The following is a 14,963-nucleotide window of genomic DNA, read 5'->3' on the forward strand; positions in this document are numbered from 1 at the left end:
ATATGCGGGAAACGCCCGTATTATCGTTATCGGGTGATTAACCGGGCTTCTGCATAAGCCTCATATGAATGTGGACCGTGCGCAATGTGGGTGGTGAAACAAATCGCCACGCGGTCGCGTGGATCCGATTGGCGTGGCTATTTCCTGATCGCCTGCGTCATTATCCTCGCGCTGCTGCTTGCCGGCACCAGCTGGAGCGCGTGGCAATCCTCGATCGAGCGCGCGGCGGCCGAGGCCCGTCAGGATTACACGCTCGAAGTCCTGCTCGAAACCGATCAATTGCGCACTGCCGCACTGCAGCAGATCCGCGGCGGGCGCGGATATCTGCTCACCGGCAAGCGCATCTTCCTGACCCCCCATACCGAGGGCAAGCGTAGTGCCAGCGCCGCCTATGACCGGCTGTCGGGGCTGCTGGCGGACAATGGCGGCCAGGCCCCCCGTATCAGGGCGCTGAAGACCGATCTCGCCCATCTAGACACCGTCATCGGATCGATGATCGCCAGCGCCGCCGACGGACGCCAGGCCGATGCGCTGCGGACCATGCGCAGCGGCAGCGACCGCGACGCCATCGAAGCGATCATACGCACGCTCGACGAGATCGAGGGCACCGAGCGCGCCGCACTCGCCACGCGCACGGCGATTGCGCAGAGCCGGGCAATCGCCAACGAACGCTACCAATATATGCTCGCGGGTATCGGCCTGTTGCTGCTGTGGCTGTCGATCCTCGCGACCGTCTATGTCCGCAAGGCGCTGGCGCGCGAACATGCGGTGCGGCGCGAGCTCGAACAGTTCGCGCTGACCGATCCGCTGACCGGGCTGCCCAACCGGCGTGCTTTCATGAAAGCGCTGACCCGATCGATGGCCCGGGCCGAATTGGACCGCGACCGCAAGCTCAGCCTCGCCATTTTCGACATCGACCACTTCAAGCGGGTCAACGATCTGTTCGGCCATCCGGCGGGCGATGCAGTGATCAAGGAAGTCGGTGCTCGCGCATCCAAGGCGCTGCGCGAGCGCGATCTGGTCGGGCGGATCGGCGGCGAGGAATTTGCCGTGCTGCTCCCCCGCGCCGACATTGAAACCGCACGGTTCGCCTGCGAACGCCTGCGCGAAGCGATCGCCGGGGCGCCCATCGTCCATGGCGATGCGATCATCCCCGTCACCGCCAGCATCGGGATTGCCGAGTTTCAACCGGGCGAAGATAGCGACAATCTGATGATCTGCGCCGACGCCGCGCTTTATGAAGCGAAGACCGGCGGGCGCAACCAGGTCCGGCTCGCCGCCTGAAGGTTGCACATTCCGGCATCGCCGGATTAGGTGGGACACATGGCAACACCGCGTATCCTGTTCGTCTGCCTCGGCAATATCTGCCGCTCCCCGCTCGCCGAAGCGGCCTTTCGCGAGGCGGCGCGCGAAGCCGGGCTCGAGGTCGAGGTCGATAGCGCCGGAACCGCCGATTACCATGTCGGCGAGCCACCCGACCCGCGCAGCATTGCCGAAGCGCAGCGGCGCGGCATCGATATCACCGGCTATCGCGGGCGGCAGCTACACGCGCAGGATTTCCATGCGTTCGATCATATCCTCGGCATGGACCGGTCGAACATGGCCAATATCGCGCAAGTCGATCCGGGTGACGGCAAGGCCAGGGTCGCGATGCTGCTGGATATCGTGCCGGGGCAGGAGGGCCGCGAAGTGGCCGATCCGTGGTATGGCGAAGCCGACGGGTTCAGTGCGACCTGGGCCGAAGTGGATGCCGGTGCCCGCGCGCTGCTTGCGGTACTGTTCGACCACACATCCTGACCCCGCGGCAGTGCACGCGCGCAGCCACTAGCCGCCGCGCAGCGTCTTCACCCCGAAATCGCGCTCGAACAGATAGAGCAGCACGCGCGCCGCTTCGCCGCGCTTGCCTTCGAGACCGCCGTCGCGCTCGATCAACAACCGCGCATCGTCATGCGCCTTGGGCAGCAAGGCAGTGATCTGCTCCAGCGTGGCAACGTTGAACGCGCTGTCGCCCGATTGCCGCGTGCCGAGCAGTTCGCCGCCACCGCGAAGGCGCAGATCCTCCTCGGCCAGCAGGAAGCCATCCTGCGTCTGGCGCATCAGCTTGAGCCGTTCCTGCGCGGTTTCCGACAGCGTTTCGCCATGCAGCAGCACGCAAAAGGACTTCTCGCTACCGCGGCCCACGCGCCCGCGCAGCTGGTGCAACTGGGCCAGCCCGAACCGCTCGGCCTGTTCGATCACCATCAGCGTGGCATTGGGGACATCCACCCCGACCTCGATCACGGTGGTCGCGACCAGCAGCTTGGCATCGCCGCGCGCAAAGCGTTCCATCGCGGCGTCTTTGAGTTCGGGGGCAAGCTGGCCGTGGACCATCACCACATCCTCGCCGAACCGCTCCTTCAGCATGGCATAGCGCGCTTCGGCGGCAGCGATATCCTCGGGCCCGTCCATCTCGCGAACCATCGGGCAGACCCAATAGGCCTGCCGCCCCCCGGCGATCTGCGCGGCCAGCCGCTCGACCAGCGCGGGCAATTTGTCCTGCCCCATCACCACCGTGTCGATCGCCTGCCGGCCGGGGGGCAATTCGTCGAGCTGGCTGACGTCGAGCTCGCCATATTGCGCCAGCGTCAGCGTGCGCGGGATCGGGGTTGCGGTCATGGCAAGCACATGCGGCGCGCGCTTGCCCTTGCTGGCGAGCATCAACCGCTGGCCGACCCCGAAGCGGTGCTGCTCGTCGATCACCACCATCGCCAGATTGCGATAGGCGACCTTGTCCTGGAAAATCGCATGGGTCCCGACCACCAGGTCGATACTGCCATCGAGCAGCCCCATCAGCGTCGCTTCGCGCGCGCGGCCCTTGTCGCGCCCCATCAGCAGCGCCACGCGCGCGCCGGTGGGTTCGGCCATGCGGCGCAGGCTTTCGTAATGCTGGCGCGCAAGGATCTCGGTGGGCGCGAGTAAGGCAGCCTGTGCCCCCGCCTCGACCGCGATCAGCATCGCTTCGAGCGCGACGACGGTCTTGCCCGCCCCGACATCGCCCTGCAGCAGCCGCAGCATCGGCGCTTCCTGCGCCAGGTCGCCTTCGATCTCGGCAATCGAGCGCTTCTGCGCGCCGGTCAACGGGAACGGCAGGTCGAGCTTGGCGCGATAGCTGCCATCGCCCTGCAATTGCTGGCCCTTGCGCTTGCGATTGTCCGCGCGGACCAGCATCAGCGCGAGGCTGTTGGCAAGCAATTCGTCATAGGCCAGCCGGTCGCGCGCCGTTGCATTCTCGCCCTTGTGCGCCAGCACCAGCGCATCGCGCCAGCTGGGCCAGCCTTCCTGGTCCACTTGCGACCGCTCGATCCACTCGGGCAATTCGGGGGACCGCGCGAGCGCCTGATCGACCAGCCCCGCGAGCTTGGGCTGCGTCAGCCCTTCGGACAGGCGATAGACCGGCTCGCACAGCCGCTGGAGCGTCTCGCCGCCCTCTTCGACCACATGGTCGGGGTGGACGATCTGGAGCATGTCGCCAAAGCGTTCGAGCTTGCCCGCCACCCAGCGCGTCTCGCCCTCGGGAAGCTGCTTCCTCGCGGTGTAGGAAGCGCGGCCGAAATAGGTCAGCGCAATCACATTGCCGAGCGCATCCTGCGCCAGCACGCGATAGGGCGCGCGCGGCGACCGGCCGCCGCGATGCTCGGTCACGGTCAGCTTGACGACGATCTGCTCGCCCTCGCCCGCCTCGTCCACATTCTCGACCGCGCGGCGCGTCACGAAGCGTTCTGGAAGATGGTAATCGAGGTCGCGCACCCGCGTCAGGCCAAGCTTGTCGAGCGGTTTCTTCAGCTTGGGGCCCACGCCGTCGAGCGTCTCGCTTTCGGCGAACAGAGGGTTGAGGATATCGGGGCGCATCGCCGCTTCCTAGCCCAAGGCAAAACGGCCCGTCACCCCCGTGTGGGCGGGCCCCCCGATAAGCTGTCGATATCGCTCGGGCCTGATGTTCGCTGGATCCCTGCCTACGCAGGGATGACGAGGCGAAAGTTTGGCGCTAGTGGACCCACCATGGTCCAAGCCCTGACATTTGAAGGCCGCAAGCAACGCGCCAAGTTTCGTGCCTGGCATCGCGGCACGCGCGAAGCCGATTACATGATCGGCGGCTTCTTCGATCGCTATCACGACAGCTGGGACGAGGGGGAACTCGCCTGGTTCGAGGCACTGCTCGAACAGGACGATGTCGATGTCATGGCATGGGCGCTCAAGACCCAGCCCACCCCGCCGTCCTTCCAGGGGCCGTTGATGGCGGCGATGCAGGAACTCGACTACGTCGATATTCCGCGTTGACGGGCTAGCCACAGCCCCTATCTCCCTATTCGCACATCGCGCACCCCCTTCCCGTCCGGGCAGGGGGCATTCTTGCGTGTGCGGAACGCGCGGCCCCTTCGAACGCTAGGAACACGATGCCCGATCTTTCCAATATCCTGAACGCCCGCGAACCGCTGACGCTGGCGCAGGTGGCACGGGGCGCGCAGCCGCTGGTCATGGCCGATCTGGCCCGCGCCAGCACGGGTCGCGCAGTGTTCATCGCACCCGACGATGCAGCGATGCGCGGGATCGTCGAGGCGGCGGCGTTCTTCGCCCCCGAACTCGACGTGATCGAATTTCCCGCGTGGGATTCGCTGCCCTACGACCGCGCCAGCCCGGCGCTGTCGATCAGCGCACGCCGGCTGGCCGCGCTTCACCGGCTGCAGACGGGCAAGGCCAAGGCGCAGCTGATCGTTACCACCGCCAACGCCGTTCTCCAGCGCGTGCTCACCCCGTTCCGCATCCGCGAAAGCGTGCGCGAGTTCAAGGTGGGGACCGAGATCGGGCGCGAGAGCCTCGCCGCGTTGCTCCAGCGGCAGGGCTACAGCCGTGCGGACACGGTGATCGACAAGGGCGAATATGCCGTCCGCGGTTCGATCGTCGACATTTTCCCGAGCGGTATGGAAGAGGCGCTGCGGCTCGACTTCTTCGGCGACGAATTGGAGAGCCTGCGCACCTTCGATCCCAATACGCAGATGAGCACCGGGCGGCTCCAGTCGCACCTGTTGCTGCCCGCCAGCGAAGCGCTGCTCGACGATGACAGCATCAAGCGGTTCCGCAGCCGCTACCGCGAGATGTTCGGCGCCAATGCCACGCAGGACCCGCTTTACGAAGCCATCAGCGAGGGGCGTAGGCTGGCGGGGATGGAGCACTGGCTGCCCTTGTTCGAGGACAAGCTGGCCACGCTGTTCGACCATCTCGGCAAGGACGACCTCATCGTGATCGACCAGGCGGCGCTGGCCGCTGCGGACGAGCGCGTGAAGGATATCGGCGATTATTACGACCAGCGCACCGCCATCACTGGACAGGCCAAGGGCAATTACCGGCCCCTGAAGCCCGATGCGCTCTATCTCACTGCGGGCGAATTCAAGGCCGGCCTTGCTGCCGCCCCCGCCCACCGCGCGACGCCTTTCGATGAACCCGAAAGCGCCAAGGTGGTGAATTTCGGCTTCCGCTCGGGCCGCGACTTCGCGCCCGAACGTGCCCGCGGGGACAATGTCTATCCCGTGCTGGCCGACCACCTCAAAGCGCTGGCGAAAGCGGGCAAGCGTCCGCTGCTCGCCGCCTATTCCAAGGGTAGCCGCGCGCGCATCGCCTCGATCCTGGAGGAAGCGGGTACGCCGGTACAGATGGCCGACACCTGGCAGGAAGCGCTGGGCCTGTCGGCTGCGAAGGGATCGGGCGTACCCAAGCCCACGGCGATGATCCTGCCGATCGAAGCCAGTTTCGCCAATGACGAGCTCGAATTGCTGACCGAGCAGGACATCCTTGGCGACCGGCTGGTGCGGCGCAAGAAGAAGCGCAAGGATGCCGACGCCTTCCTCGCCGAATTGCAGGCGCTCAGCGTAGGCGATCTGATCGTCCATACAGAGCACGGCATCGGCAAATATCTCGGTCTCGAACCGATCGCGGTGGGCAAGTCCAAGCACGATTGCGTCCAGCTCGAATACAAGGGCGGCGACAAGCTGTTCATCCCGGTCGAGAATATCGATGTGCTCAGCCGCTATGGCTCGTCCGAAGAGGCGGTTCAGCTCGACCGGCTCGGCGGCGAAGCATGGCAAAAGCGCCGCGCACGGCTTAAGGAGCGGATCCTCGAGATCGCCGGCGAACTGATGCAGGTCGCCGCCCAGCGTGCACTGAAGAAGGCTCCGGTGCTGGAGGTGGAGGACGGCCCCTACAACCAGTTCCTCGACCGTTTCCCGTGGGAAGAAACCGACGACCAGGAACGCGCGATCGAGGATGTTCTTGGCGACCTCGAAAGCGGCAAGCCGATGGACCGGCTGGTCTGCGGCGATGTCGGATTCGGCAAGACCGAGGTCGCACTGCGCGCCGCCTTCATCGCGGCAATGAACGGCCAGCAGGTCGCGGTGGTCGCGCCGACCACCCTGCTCGCGCGCCAGCATTTCGAGAATTTCGCGTCCCGCTTCAACGGCTTCCCGCTGAAGGTCGGCCGCCTGTCGCGGCTCGTTCCGGCGCGCGAGGTGAAGGAGACGCGCGCGGGGCTGGCCGATGGCCAGGTCGATATCGTGGTCGGCACGCATGCGATCCTGTCGAAGCAGACCAACTTCAAGAACCTCGGACTGGTGATCGTCGACGAGGAACAGCGGTTCGGCGTCACGCATAAGGAAAAGCTCAAGCAATTGCGCGCCGATGTGCATATGCTCACGCTCACCGCCACGCCGATCCCGCGCACGCTGCAGATGGCGATGACCGGGCTGCGCGAACTGTCGACCATCCAGACCCCGCCGGTCGACCGCCTCGCGGTGCGCACCTATGTGATGGAATGGGACGACATGGTGATGCGCGAAGCCTTGCTGCGCGAACATCACCGCGGCGGACAAAGCTTCATCGTCGTGCCCCGGATTTCCGACATGGAAGCCATTTCCGACTGGCTCCACGAGCACGTGCCCGAGGTCAAATTCGTCGCCGCGCATGGGCAGATGGGCGCAGGCGAGATCGAGGAGCGGATGAGCGCCTTCTACGAGGGCAAATACGAAGTGCTGCTGGCGACCACCATCGTCGAAAGCGGGCTCGACCTGCCCAGCGCGAACACGATCATAATTCACCGCGCCGATATTTTCGGCCTCGCCCAGCTCTACCAGCTGCGCGGACGCGTGGGCCGTTCGAAGCTGCGCGCCTACGCCTATCTGACTTACGCCACCGACACGCAATTGTCTGAAGTGGCTGAAAAGCGCCTCAAGGTGCTCGGCGATCTCGACAGTCTCGGCGCAGGCTTCCAGCTTGCCAGTCACGACCTCGATATTCGCGGTGCGGGCAATCTGCTTGGCGACGAGCAATCGGGCCATATCCGCGAGGTCGGGTTCGAACTCTACCAGTCGATGCTGGAGGATGCGATCCTTGCCGCCAAGGCGGGCGAACTGGGGCTGGAAGCCAAGCCCGAACGCGTCAGCCCGCAAATCACCGTCGATGCGCCGATCATGATCCCCGAGGATTACGTCCCCGACCTCGCGGTGCGCATGGCGCTTTATCGCCGTCTCAACGATGCGCAGGACAAGCCCGAAATCGACGCGCTGGCGGCTGAGATGATCGACCGCTTCGGCGATCTCCCCGCTGCCACCGCCAATCTCGTCAAGCTGATCGAGATCAAGCACCAGGCGATCGAGGCCAATATCGCCAAGATCGATGTCGGGGCGCAGGGCACGCTGGTGACCTTCCACCAGGACGACTTCCCCGATCCGGTGGGCCTGCTCGCCTATGTCGACCGGCTGAAGGGCACCGCCAAGCTGCGCCCCGACATGAAGCTGGTCATCAGCCGCGCATGGGGTTCGCCCGAAAGCCGCCTCAACGGCCTGATCCAGCTGACCAAGGGTCTGTCGGGTATCGTCAGGAAATCGCGCAAGCGCGAGAGCGCGGCGGCGTAGGTTCCGTCAGGTCAGGCTGAGGAACGCGCTTGCGCTCATCGGCTTGGCGCGCAGGAACCCCTGGTAATATTTGCAGCCTTCCTTGCGGACGAATTCGCGCTGCTCCTCGGTCTCGACGCCCTCCACCAGCACCTGCAGGTCGAGCGCCTCGGCCATCGCCATGATCGCGCGGATCACCGCCCGGTCGCGCTCGTCGTCCAACACGCCGTCGAGCATCGAGCGATCGAGCTTGAGAGAGTCGATCGGCAGGACCTTGAGATAGCGGAAGTTGCAGAAGCCCGCGCCGAAATCGTCCAGTGCGATGCAGATGCCGAACAGTTTCAACTGGTCGAGCACGCGGCTGACACGGTCGAGATCGGCGAGCAGCACCTGCTCGACGATTTCCAGCGTGATCCGTTCGAGCGGGAAACCCGTCTTTTCCGCCATCTGCGCAAAATCGATCGCGAAATTCTCGGCGGCCAGATCAGGTGGGGTGATGTTGAGCGACAGCCGCAGGTGATCGGGCCAGTGCAGCGCCTTTTCCAGCGCGCGCATGACGATATGGCGTGACAGGTGCGCCACATGGTCGGCCCGCTCGGCAACCTGGAACAGCGTCCCGCCGCCAATGCGCCCGATGACCGGATGGTCCCAGCGGGCCAGCGCCTCGGCCCCGATCAGCCGGTCGTCGTCGAGCGCGTATTGCGGCTGGAAGAGGATCTCGATCTCGTTGCGGTCGATCGCCGCGAGCAGATCCGCTTCGAGCTGCTGGTTCGAGCGGCCCGAGCGCGCGACATCGCCCGTCGACCAGTCGATCCGCCGCCGCGCGCTGTCGCGCATGCGGGCAGCGACCTCCGACAGGCGATCGAGCACGCTGTCGGGATCGTCATTCTGGGTCACGCGCATCAGGGCGATGCGCGGCCACAGCCGCAGGCTCGCCCCGCCCTCGGGATTGGCGATCGGCATGGCGATGGCATCGGCCAGCGCCTCGGCCAGCCACTGCCAGCGTTCGCGGCTGCATTCCTGCCGCGCAACGAGGAGGAAATTGCCCCCGCCAAGGCGCGCCGCGGTCCAGGCGCTGCTGCTCTCGAGTTCGTCGCCCGCGAAATGCCTGATGCGCTGCGCCACTTCGACCAGCGCCCCGTCGCCCGCCGATTCCCCGAAGGCGACATTCACCGTATCGATCCGCCCGAGCGTGATCATCATCGCGTGCATGGGGCAGGCGATCGTGTCGCTGGGCCATTCAGCCAGCCAGCGCTCGATTGTCTCGCGTGCCTGGGACTGGTCCGCCAGGCCGGTTAGCGCATCGCGCGTGTCGCCGGTTGTGTCGCTGGGTATGCTGGCCATGTGACAGTCCTTATGAGGCCCGGGGTTAAGCGGTATCAGTTTTTGCAGTGTGTTGCCAAATGGGACGCGCGACCATAGGAAACCCGCGTGCCCGGCGAGCTCGTCCCGGCACGGGAGGATGCGAGGGGACCCATGTCCGAATTCAGCCGACTGGCCCTGCTCGTGTCCGACGCCCCGCGTGCGCAGGAAGCCGCCGACAAGGAATTCCGCGCAGTCGCCGACTGGGTGCCGCTCGAAGAAGCCGATGCGGTCGTCGTGCTCGGCGGCGATGGTTTCATGCTGCAGACGCTGCATGCCATGCTCGACAGCGGCCGGATCATTCCGGCCTACGGGCTCAATCTCGGCACGGTCGGCTTCCTGATGAACCGCAACCGCAACCCCGAAACGCTGCTCAAGCGGATCGGGCGGGCCAAGCGCCACCATATCGCCCCGCTGCGGATGGAAGCGACCACGCAGGCTGGCGCGCAGCACACCTTTTGCGCGATCAACGAGGTCAGCCTGCTGCGTGAGACGCGCCAGACCGCTAAGCTGGAGGTGACCGTCGACGACAAGGTGCGGATCCCCGAGCTGGTCTGCGATGGCGTGCTGCTCGCCACCCCCGCGGGATCGACCGCCTACAACCTCTCGGCCGACGGCCCGATCCTGCCGCTCGATTCGAACCTGCTCGCGCTTACCCCGATCAGCCCCTTCCGCCCGCGCCGCTGGCATGGCGCGATCCTGCCCGACCGCAGCCGCATCACGCTGCGCGTGCTCGAGAAGGACAAACGCCCGGTCTCGGTCGTGGCCGACCAGCGCGAGCTGCGCGACGTGGCCGAAGTGAACCTCGAAATCGCCCGCGACAGCGAATTGACGTTGCTGTTCGACCCCGGCCACGCGCTCGACGAACGCATCGTCGCCGAGCAATTCGTGGTCTGAGCGGCACAGCGGAACCGCGGCGCACAATTTTTGCGATTTGCCCGCTTGCCAAACCGTATGACCGCCCATATAGGCGCACCCCTGCCCAGCGGGCTGCTCCCCGATAGCTCAGCGGTAGAGTAGGTGACTGTTAATCACTTGGTCGTTGGTTCGAATCCAACTCGGGGAGCCACTTTTCTCATACATTCAGCAGCAAGCGCCCGCCCACCCAGGCGGTGAGCGCTGCTGTGCCGTAGCGGATCCAGCGTTGCGGCAGGTATTTGAGCGCCAACAGGCTGCCGATCTGCCCGCCGATCGCGACCGCGACCAGCAGCGGCAGGCCGAAATCGATCGCGGCACCGAGGCGGCCCGTACCGCCCTTGAGCAATTGCCCCGCCAGACCGAACAGCGAATTGACGAGAATGAACAGGCTGGCGGTCGCGGCAATCGCGCGCGCGCTGTCCCAGCGCGTCAGGTGCAGGAACGGGGCGAGGAAGATGCCCCCGCCAATACCGACGAGGCCCGCGAGATAGCCGAGAGGCACCGCCAGCACCGGCATAGCCCCCGCGAACCGCGGCGGCGCTCCCGTCGCCGTATCGCGCGGTCGCAGCAGGAGCGTCAGCGCGGTCAGGACGAGGCTGGCCCCGAGAATGGTGAGGAATGTCGCCTCGTCGATCGGGGTGAGGCCGCCGAGCAAGGCGGCGGGCGCCGCGACCCCCGTCAGCAGCAACGCATTTCGCCACGGCGTGACCTTGGCGCGGGCAAAGCGCAGCGAACTGCCCGCCACCACGACGATATTGCATGCCAGCGACAGCAGCGGGAGCAGGCGATAGTCGATCTCGGCAAGCGCCAGCAGCGCGGTATAGGTCGAACCGCCGCCGAACCCGACGCTGGCATAGAGCAAGGCTGCCACGAAAAATGCAACGATGAGGGAGGCCATGGCGCTCGCCTAGACCGCCACCGCGCCGCGCGCTAGCGTCGCGGCGCAGGAGGACGAGGGATAATGCAGGCAGGTAACATCGAACTTGGCGAGGCGCTTGTCCGCGCCGGGCCTGGCGATGCCCGCAGGATCGGCGACATCACCGCCGAGGCCTTCCGCAACGATCCTTTCAACCTCTGGCTGTTCGGCAAGTTCGCCGGGATCCGCAACCTGTTCCACCTGCAGGCGCGGCGCATCTACGTCCCGCGCGGCTATAGCTATTCGCTGGGCGACGAGGGCGCGTGCATGTGGATGTTGCCCGGCGGCGAGGCGAGCTTTTCGCTGCGGGATTATGCCGCTTTCGCCCTCCCCACGCTGTTTCGCTGCGGACCGGGAGCGGTGGCGCGCGGGATCCGTACCGGCGATGCAATGGCGCAGTGCCATCCCGCCTTCGATCACGCCTATCTGTTCAGTATCGGCCTGCGTCCGGCGGCGCAGGGCAAGGGACTGGGGCGCAAGCTGATCCGGCCGGTGCTCGATGCCTGCGACCGGATGCAGCTGCCCGCCTATCTCGAGAATTCGAACCCGGCGAACACCGGCTTCAATACGTCCTGCGGCTTCGAGCCCTTTGGCGTCCCGATCCATCCGGAACCCGGCAGCCCGCCACTGGTACCGATGGTCAGGCAGCCCCGCCGCGCCTAGCGGCAGAGCTGCCCCGACCGGGCATCACGCATTGGCGCTGATGGCGCCGTGGCAATGCTTGTACTTGTTGCCCGAACCGCACGGGCACGGCGCGTTGCGGCTGATGTCCATGCCCGCATAGGGGTTCTCGCTCACCGAACCGCCCGGCCCGACCGCAGCGCGCGAACTGCCCGCCAGTGCACCGAACAGCGCCGCGCGTCCGGCCGAGCCATCGCCGTCGTTGGAATTGTCGAGCCCGGTCAGCGGGTCGATGTGACCGGTAAGGAAGTCGGGCAAGTCGGGCAGATCGACCTGCGGCAACGGCGCAGGTTCGACCAGTTCGAGGCGGATCAGCTTGTTGGTCACCGTCTCGCGCAGCTTGTCGAGCATGGTTTCGAACAGGCTGAAGGCTTCCTGCTTGTACTCGTTGAGCGGCTGCTTCTGCGCATGCGCGCGCAGGCCGACCACCTGGCGCAGTGCGTCGAGCGTGGCGAGGTGGTCCTTCCACTGCCCGTCGAGTTCCTGCAGCAGCACGCTCTTTTCGATCCGCCGCCACAGCGCGGGATCGGCCGCAGCGATCTTGTTGTCCATGATCGTATCGATTTCGCTGGCCAGCCGTTCCTCGATGATTTCAGGTTCGACCTGGTCTTCCTCGATCCAGTGCTCGATCGGCGGTTCGATCGTCAGCACTTCGGCAATGCGCGTCTTGAGCGCCTCGATGTCCCACTGCTCGGGATAGGAACCCGGCGGGCAGGCTTCCGAGACGATCGAATTGATCGCATCGTGACGCATGTCGACCACCACATCGTCGACCGCCTCGCTGTCCATGATCTCCGCGCGCTGTTCGTAGATGACCTTGCGCTGGTCGTTCATCACATCGTCGTATTGGACGACCTGCTTACGGATTTCGTAATTGCGCGCCTCGACCTTCTTCTGCGCGGTCTCGATCGCCTTGGAGAGCCATTTCGAGCCGATCGCCTCGCCATCCTCGAGGTTCGAGTTGAGCATCTTGGAGAACAGCGTGTCGGGTCCGAAGATGCGCAGCAGGTCGTCCTCCAGACACAGGTAGAACCGGCTGAGCCCGGGATCGCCCTGGCGGCCCGAACGGCCGCGCAGCTGGTTGTCGATGCGGCGGCTTTCATGGCGTTCGGTGCCGAGCACGAACAGGCCCCCGGCCTCGAGCACCTTCTGCCGCTCGGCCGCGACCTCGGCGGTGATGCGAGCGATTTCGAGGTCCTTCTTGGCCCCGTCTTCAAGCTCGGAGAGCTCGTCGCCGATCCGGAAATCGACATTACCGCCCAGCTGGATGTCGGTCCCGCGGCCGGCCATGTTGGTGGCAATGGTCACCGCGCCGATACGGCCCGCCTGCGCCACGATATGCGCCTCGCGTTCGTGCTGGCGCGCGTTGAGGACCTCGTGCTCGACCCCTTCCTGCCGGAGGAATTCGCTGAGCATTTCCGACTTCTCGATCGACACCGTGCCGACCAGCACAGGCTGGCCGATGGCGTTCTTCTCGGCGATGGCCTTGGCGATGGCTTTGAACTTGTCCTGCGTGTTCTTGTAGAACTCGTCATCCTCGTCGATGCGCGAAACGGGGACATTGGTCGGGATCTCGACCACGTTCATCTTGTAGATGTCCCAGAACTCGGCCGCTTCGGTGGCCGCGGTGCCGGTCATGCCCGACAGCTTGGGATACATGCGGAAATAGTTCTGGAAGGTGATCGAGGCGAGTGTCTGGTTCTCGGGCTCGATCTTGACGCCTTCCTTGGCCTCGACCGCCTGGTGCAGCCCGTTCGACCAGCGGCGGCCATCCATCATGCGGCCGGTAAACTCGTCGATGATGACGACCTTGTCGTCCTTGACGATGTAATCGGTGTCGCGCTTGAACATGTGCACCGCGCGCAGCGCCTGGTCGAGATGGTGGACCACCTGCGTGTTCTCGACATCGTAGAGGTTGTCGGTTTCGAGCAGGCCTCTTTCGATCAGTAGCTGTTCGACCGCTTCGGTGCCTTCTTCGGTCAGCTGGATGCTGCGCTGTTTTTCGTCCTTCTCGTACCAGTCCTCGGGGAACTCCTTCACCACCTCGTCGATCGAGGTGTAGAGATCGGACTTGTCCTCGGTCGGGCCGGAGATGATCAGCGGCGTACGGGCCTCGTCGATCAGGATCGAATCGACTTCGTCGACGATGGCGAAATTGAAGGGGCGCTGGACCATCTGTCCGCGCTCGTGCTTCATGTTGTCACGCAGGTAATCGAAGCCAAGCTCGTTATTGGTCGAATAGGTGATGTCCGCGTTGTAGGCCTCACGGCGCTGGTGCTCCGGAAGGTTCGGAACGATCACGCCGACAGTTAGGCCGAGGAACTGGTGCAGCCGGCCCATCCATTCGGCATCGCGCGCGGCGAGGTAGTCGTTGACGGTGACGATATGGACACCCTTGCCCTCGATCGCATTGAGATAGGTCGCGAGCGTGGCCACCAGCGTCTTGCCCTCACCCGTGCGCATCTCAGCGATTTCGCCGCGGTGAAGCACGATACCGCCGACCATTTGCACATCGAAATGGCGCATGCCGAGCACACGGACCGAGGCTTCGCGCACGGTGGCGAAGGCTTCGGGCAGGATGTCGTCGAGCGTCTTGCCATCGGCCAGCTGCGCGCGGAACTTGTCGGTCTGCGCCGCCAGTTCTTCGTCCGAAAGCGCCTGGAGCTGCGGTTCGAGCGCGTTGATCCGGTCGACGATCTTGCCGATCGATTTGACATAACGGTCGTTGGACGAACCGAATACGGTCTTCATGATGGAATTGAACATAGGGGGCCTGGCGCCTTCCGGATGAATTCTATGGTGTATGGTGGAAAGCCCGCGCACAGCGTACGTGGCGGACGAAAATCGGGGGATGTCGCGGCCGGCCTATTCGTAGGCGCGGTCGATGCCCATCTGCACGGTCGGGATGACGACCGAAAGGACCGCAACCGGCTGGCCCGGTCCGGTCGCACGCGGCGCAACCAGCGAATGGCGAGCCGTGTGGAGACGGATGCTTACCTCGCCGTGGCAGGGCTTCTCGGTATCGGCTGCGCGCTCGACGCCCGATGCCGCATCATAAACCACCGCATGGGCAGGCGCGCCGGCAGCAGCGAGGCCGGTCAGGAGCGCGAGGCAGGCGAGCAGGCGTTTAAGCATCCTGACCGGCGAGATAGTGACGCGGAGGCGGA

General features: G+C 65.2%; 11 protein-coding genes and 1 tRNA gene. 7 read left to right on the plus strand and 5 right to left on the minus strand.

Going from position 1 to position 14,963, the window contains the following annotated elements; genetic code table 11:
* Positions 1-93 precede the first annotated feature (93 nt).
* Both J2S32_RS03650 and J2S32_RS03655 read left to right on the plus strand, forming a co-directional pair.
* Positions 94-1,284 (plus strand): GGDEF domain-containing protein, encoded by a 1,191-nt coding sequence (locus J2S32_RS03650; protein WP_253516404.1) that lies wholly within the window; start codon positions 94-96, stop codon positions 1,282-1,284.
* 39 nt (positions 1,285-1,323) lie between these two features.
* Positions 1,324-1,797, plus strand: a complete 474-nt coding sequence (locus tag J2S32_RS03655) for a low molecular weight protein-tyrosine-phosphatase (RefSeq protein WP_253516406.1) — start codon at positions 1,324-1,326, stop codon at positions 1,795-1,797.
* A 27-nt stretch (positions 1,798-1,824) separates the two neighbouring features.
* On the opposite strand, the gene recG is transcribed toward J2S32_RS03655, so the two are convergent.
* Positions 1,825-3,888 carry an ATP-dependent DNA helicase RecG gene (recG, locus tag J2S32_RS03660; RefSeq protein WP_253516409.1) on the minus strand — a complete coding sequence of 688 codons (2,064 nt, stop codon included), beginning with the start codon at positions 3,886-3,888 and terminating at the stop codon, positions 1,825-1,827.
* Positions 3,889-4,038: 150 nt separating this feature from the next.
* Here recG and J2S32_RS03665 point away from each other — a divergent pair, with 150 nt between their 5' ends.
* Together J2S32_RS03665 and mfd are read left to right on the plus strand one after the other, a co-directional pair.
* Complete coding sequence (locus tag J2S32_RS03665) at positions 4,039-4,317, plus strand: succinate dehydrogenase assembly factor 2 (protein WP_253516411.1); 279 nt, start codon at positions 4,039-4,041, stop codon at positions 4,315-4,317.
* A gap of 116 nt (positions 4,318-4,433) precedes the next feature.
* Positions 4,434-7,940 carry a transcription-repair coupling factor gene (gene mfd, locus J2S32_RS03670; RefSeq protein ID WP_253516415.1) on the plus strand — a complete coding sequence of 1,169 codons (3,507 nt, stop codon included), beginning with the start codon at positions 4,434-4,436 and terminating at the stop codon, positions 7,938-7,940.
* A 6-nt stretch (positions 7,941-7,946) separates the two neighbouring features.
* Here mfd and J2S32_RS03675 read toward each other — a convergent pair whose 3' ends face one another.
* Positions 7,947-9,263, minus strand: a complete 1,317-nt coding sequence (locus tag J2S32_RS03675) for a bifunctional diguanylate cyclase/phosphodiesterase (RefSeq protein WP_253516418.1) — start codon at positions 9,261-9,263, stop codon at positions 7,947-7,949.
* Between the two features lie 132 nt (positions 9,264-9,395).
* On the opposite strand from J2S32_RS03675, the gene J2S32_RS03680 reads away from it, so the two are divergent.
* Positions 9,396-10,178 (plus strand): NAD kinase, encoded by a 783-nt coding sequence (locus tag J2S32_RS03680; RefSeq protein WP_253516421.1) that lies wholly within the window; start codon positions 9,396-9,398, stop codon positions 10,176-10,178.
* Positions 10,179-10,275: 97 nt separating this feature from the next.
* Positions 10,276-10,350: transfer RNA gene (locus J2S32_RS03685), tRNA-Asn, on the plus strand.
* A 6-nt stretch (positions 10,351-10,356) separates the two neighbouring features.
* On the opposite strand, the gene J2S32_RS03690 is transcribed toward J2S32_RS03685, so the two are convergent.
* The gene (locus J2S32_RS03690; protein ID WP_253516424.1) at positions 10,357-11,097 is read right to left on the minus strand and encodes a sulfite exporter TauE/SafE family protein; all 741 of its coding nucleotides are present in this window, start codon (positions 11,095-11,097) and stop codon (positions 10,357-10,359) included.
* A gap of 63 nt (positions 11,098-11,160) precedes the next feature.
* Here J2S32_RS03690 and J2S32_RS03695 point away from each other — a divergent pair, with 63 nt between their 5' ends.
* On the plus strand, positions 11,161-11,778 hold the full coding sequence (locus J2S32_RS03695; RefSeq protein ID WP_253516427.1) for a GNAT family N-acetyltransferase: 618 nt from the start codon (positions 11,161-11,163) through the stop codon (positions 11,776-11,778).
* A 24-nt stretch (positions 11,779-11,802) separates the two neighbouring features.
* Here J2S32_RS03695 and secA read toward each other — a convergent pair whose 3' ends face one another.
* A complete protein-coding gene (secA, locus tag J2S32_RS03700; RefSeq protein WP_253516431.1) occupies positions 11,803-14,562 on the minus strand; it encodes a preprotein translocase subunit SecA in 2,760 nt (919 codons plus the stop codon).
* Positions 14,563-14,661: 99 nt separating this feature from the next.
* Complete coding sequence (locus tag J2S32_RS03705; RefSeq protein WP_253516434.1) at positions 14,662-14,931, minus strand: hypothetical protein; 270 nt, start codon at positions 14,929-14,931, stop codon at positions 14,662-14,664.
* Between the last annotated feature and the right edge of the window lie 32 nt (positions 14,932-14,963).

Origin of the sequence: Qipengyuania citrea (assembly GCF_024171405.1) — a bacterium.
GTDB classification, from domain to species: domain Bacteria; phylum Pseudomonadota; class Alphaproteobacteria; order Sphingomonadales; family Sphingomonadaceae; genus Qipengyuania; species Qipengyuania profunda.

Excerpts from the sequence above, each read along its gene's own strand:
- J2S32_RS03655 (WP_253516406.1), top strand. The coding sequence starts at position 1,324 with ATGGCAACACCGCGTATCCTGTTCGTCTGCCTCGGCAATATCTGCCGC.
- J2S32_RS03695 (WP_253516427.1), top strand. The coding sequence starts at position 11,161 with ATGCAGGCAGGTAACATCGAACTTGGCGAGGCGCTTGTCCGCGCCGGG.
- J2S32_RS03675 (WP_253516418.1), bottom strand. The coding sequence starts at position 9,263 with ATGGCCAGCATACCCAGCGACACAACCGGCGACACGCGCGATGCGCTA.
- J2S32_RS03665 (WP_253516411.1), top strand. The coding sequence starts at position 4,039 with ATGGTCCAAGCCCTGACATTTGAAGGCCGCAAGCAACGCGCCAAGTTT.
- recG (WP_253516409.1), bottom strand. The coding sequence starts at position 3,888 with ATGCGCCCCGATATCCTCAACCCTCTGTTCGCCGAAAGCGAGACGCTC.
- mfd (WP_253516415.1), top strand. The coding sequence starts at position 4,434 with ATGCCCGATCTTTCCAATATCCTGAACGCCCGCGAACCGCTGACGCTG.
- J2S32_RS03680 (WP_253516421.1), top strand. The coding sequence starts at position 9,396 with ATGTCCGAATTCAGCCGACTGGCCCTGCTCGTGTCCGACGCCCCGCGT.
- J2S32_RS03705 (WP_253516434.1), bottom strand. The coding sequence starts at position 14,931 with ATGCTTAAACGCCTGCTCGCCTGCCTCGCGCTCCTGACCGGCCTCGCT.
- secA (WP_253516431.1), bottom strand. The coding sequence starts at position 14,562 with ATGTTCAATTCCATCATGAAGACCGTATTCGGTTCGTCCAACGACCGT.
- J2S32_RS03690 (WP_253516424.1), bottom strand. The coding sequence starts at position 11,097 with ATGGCCTCCCTCATCGTTGCATTTTTCGTGGCAGCCTTGCTCTATGCC.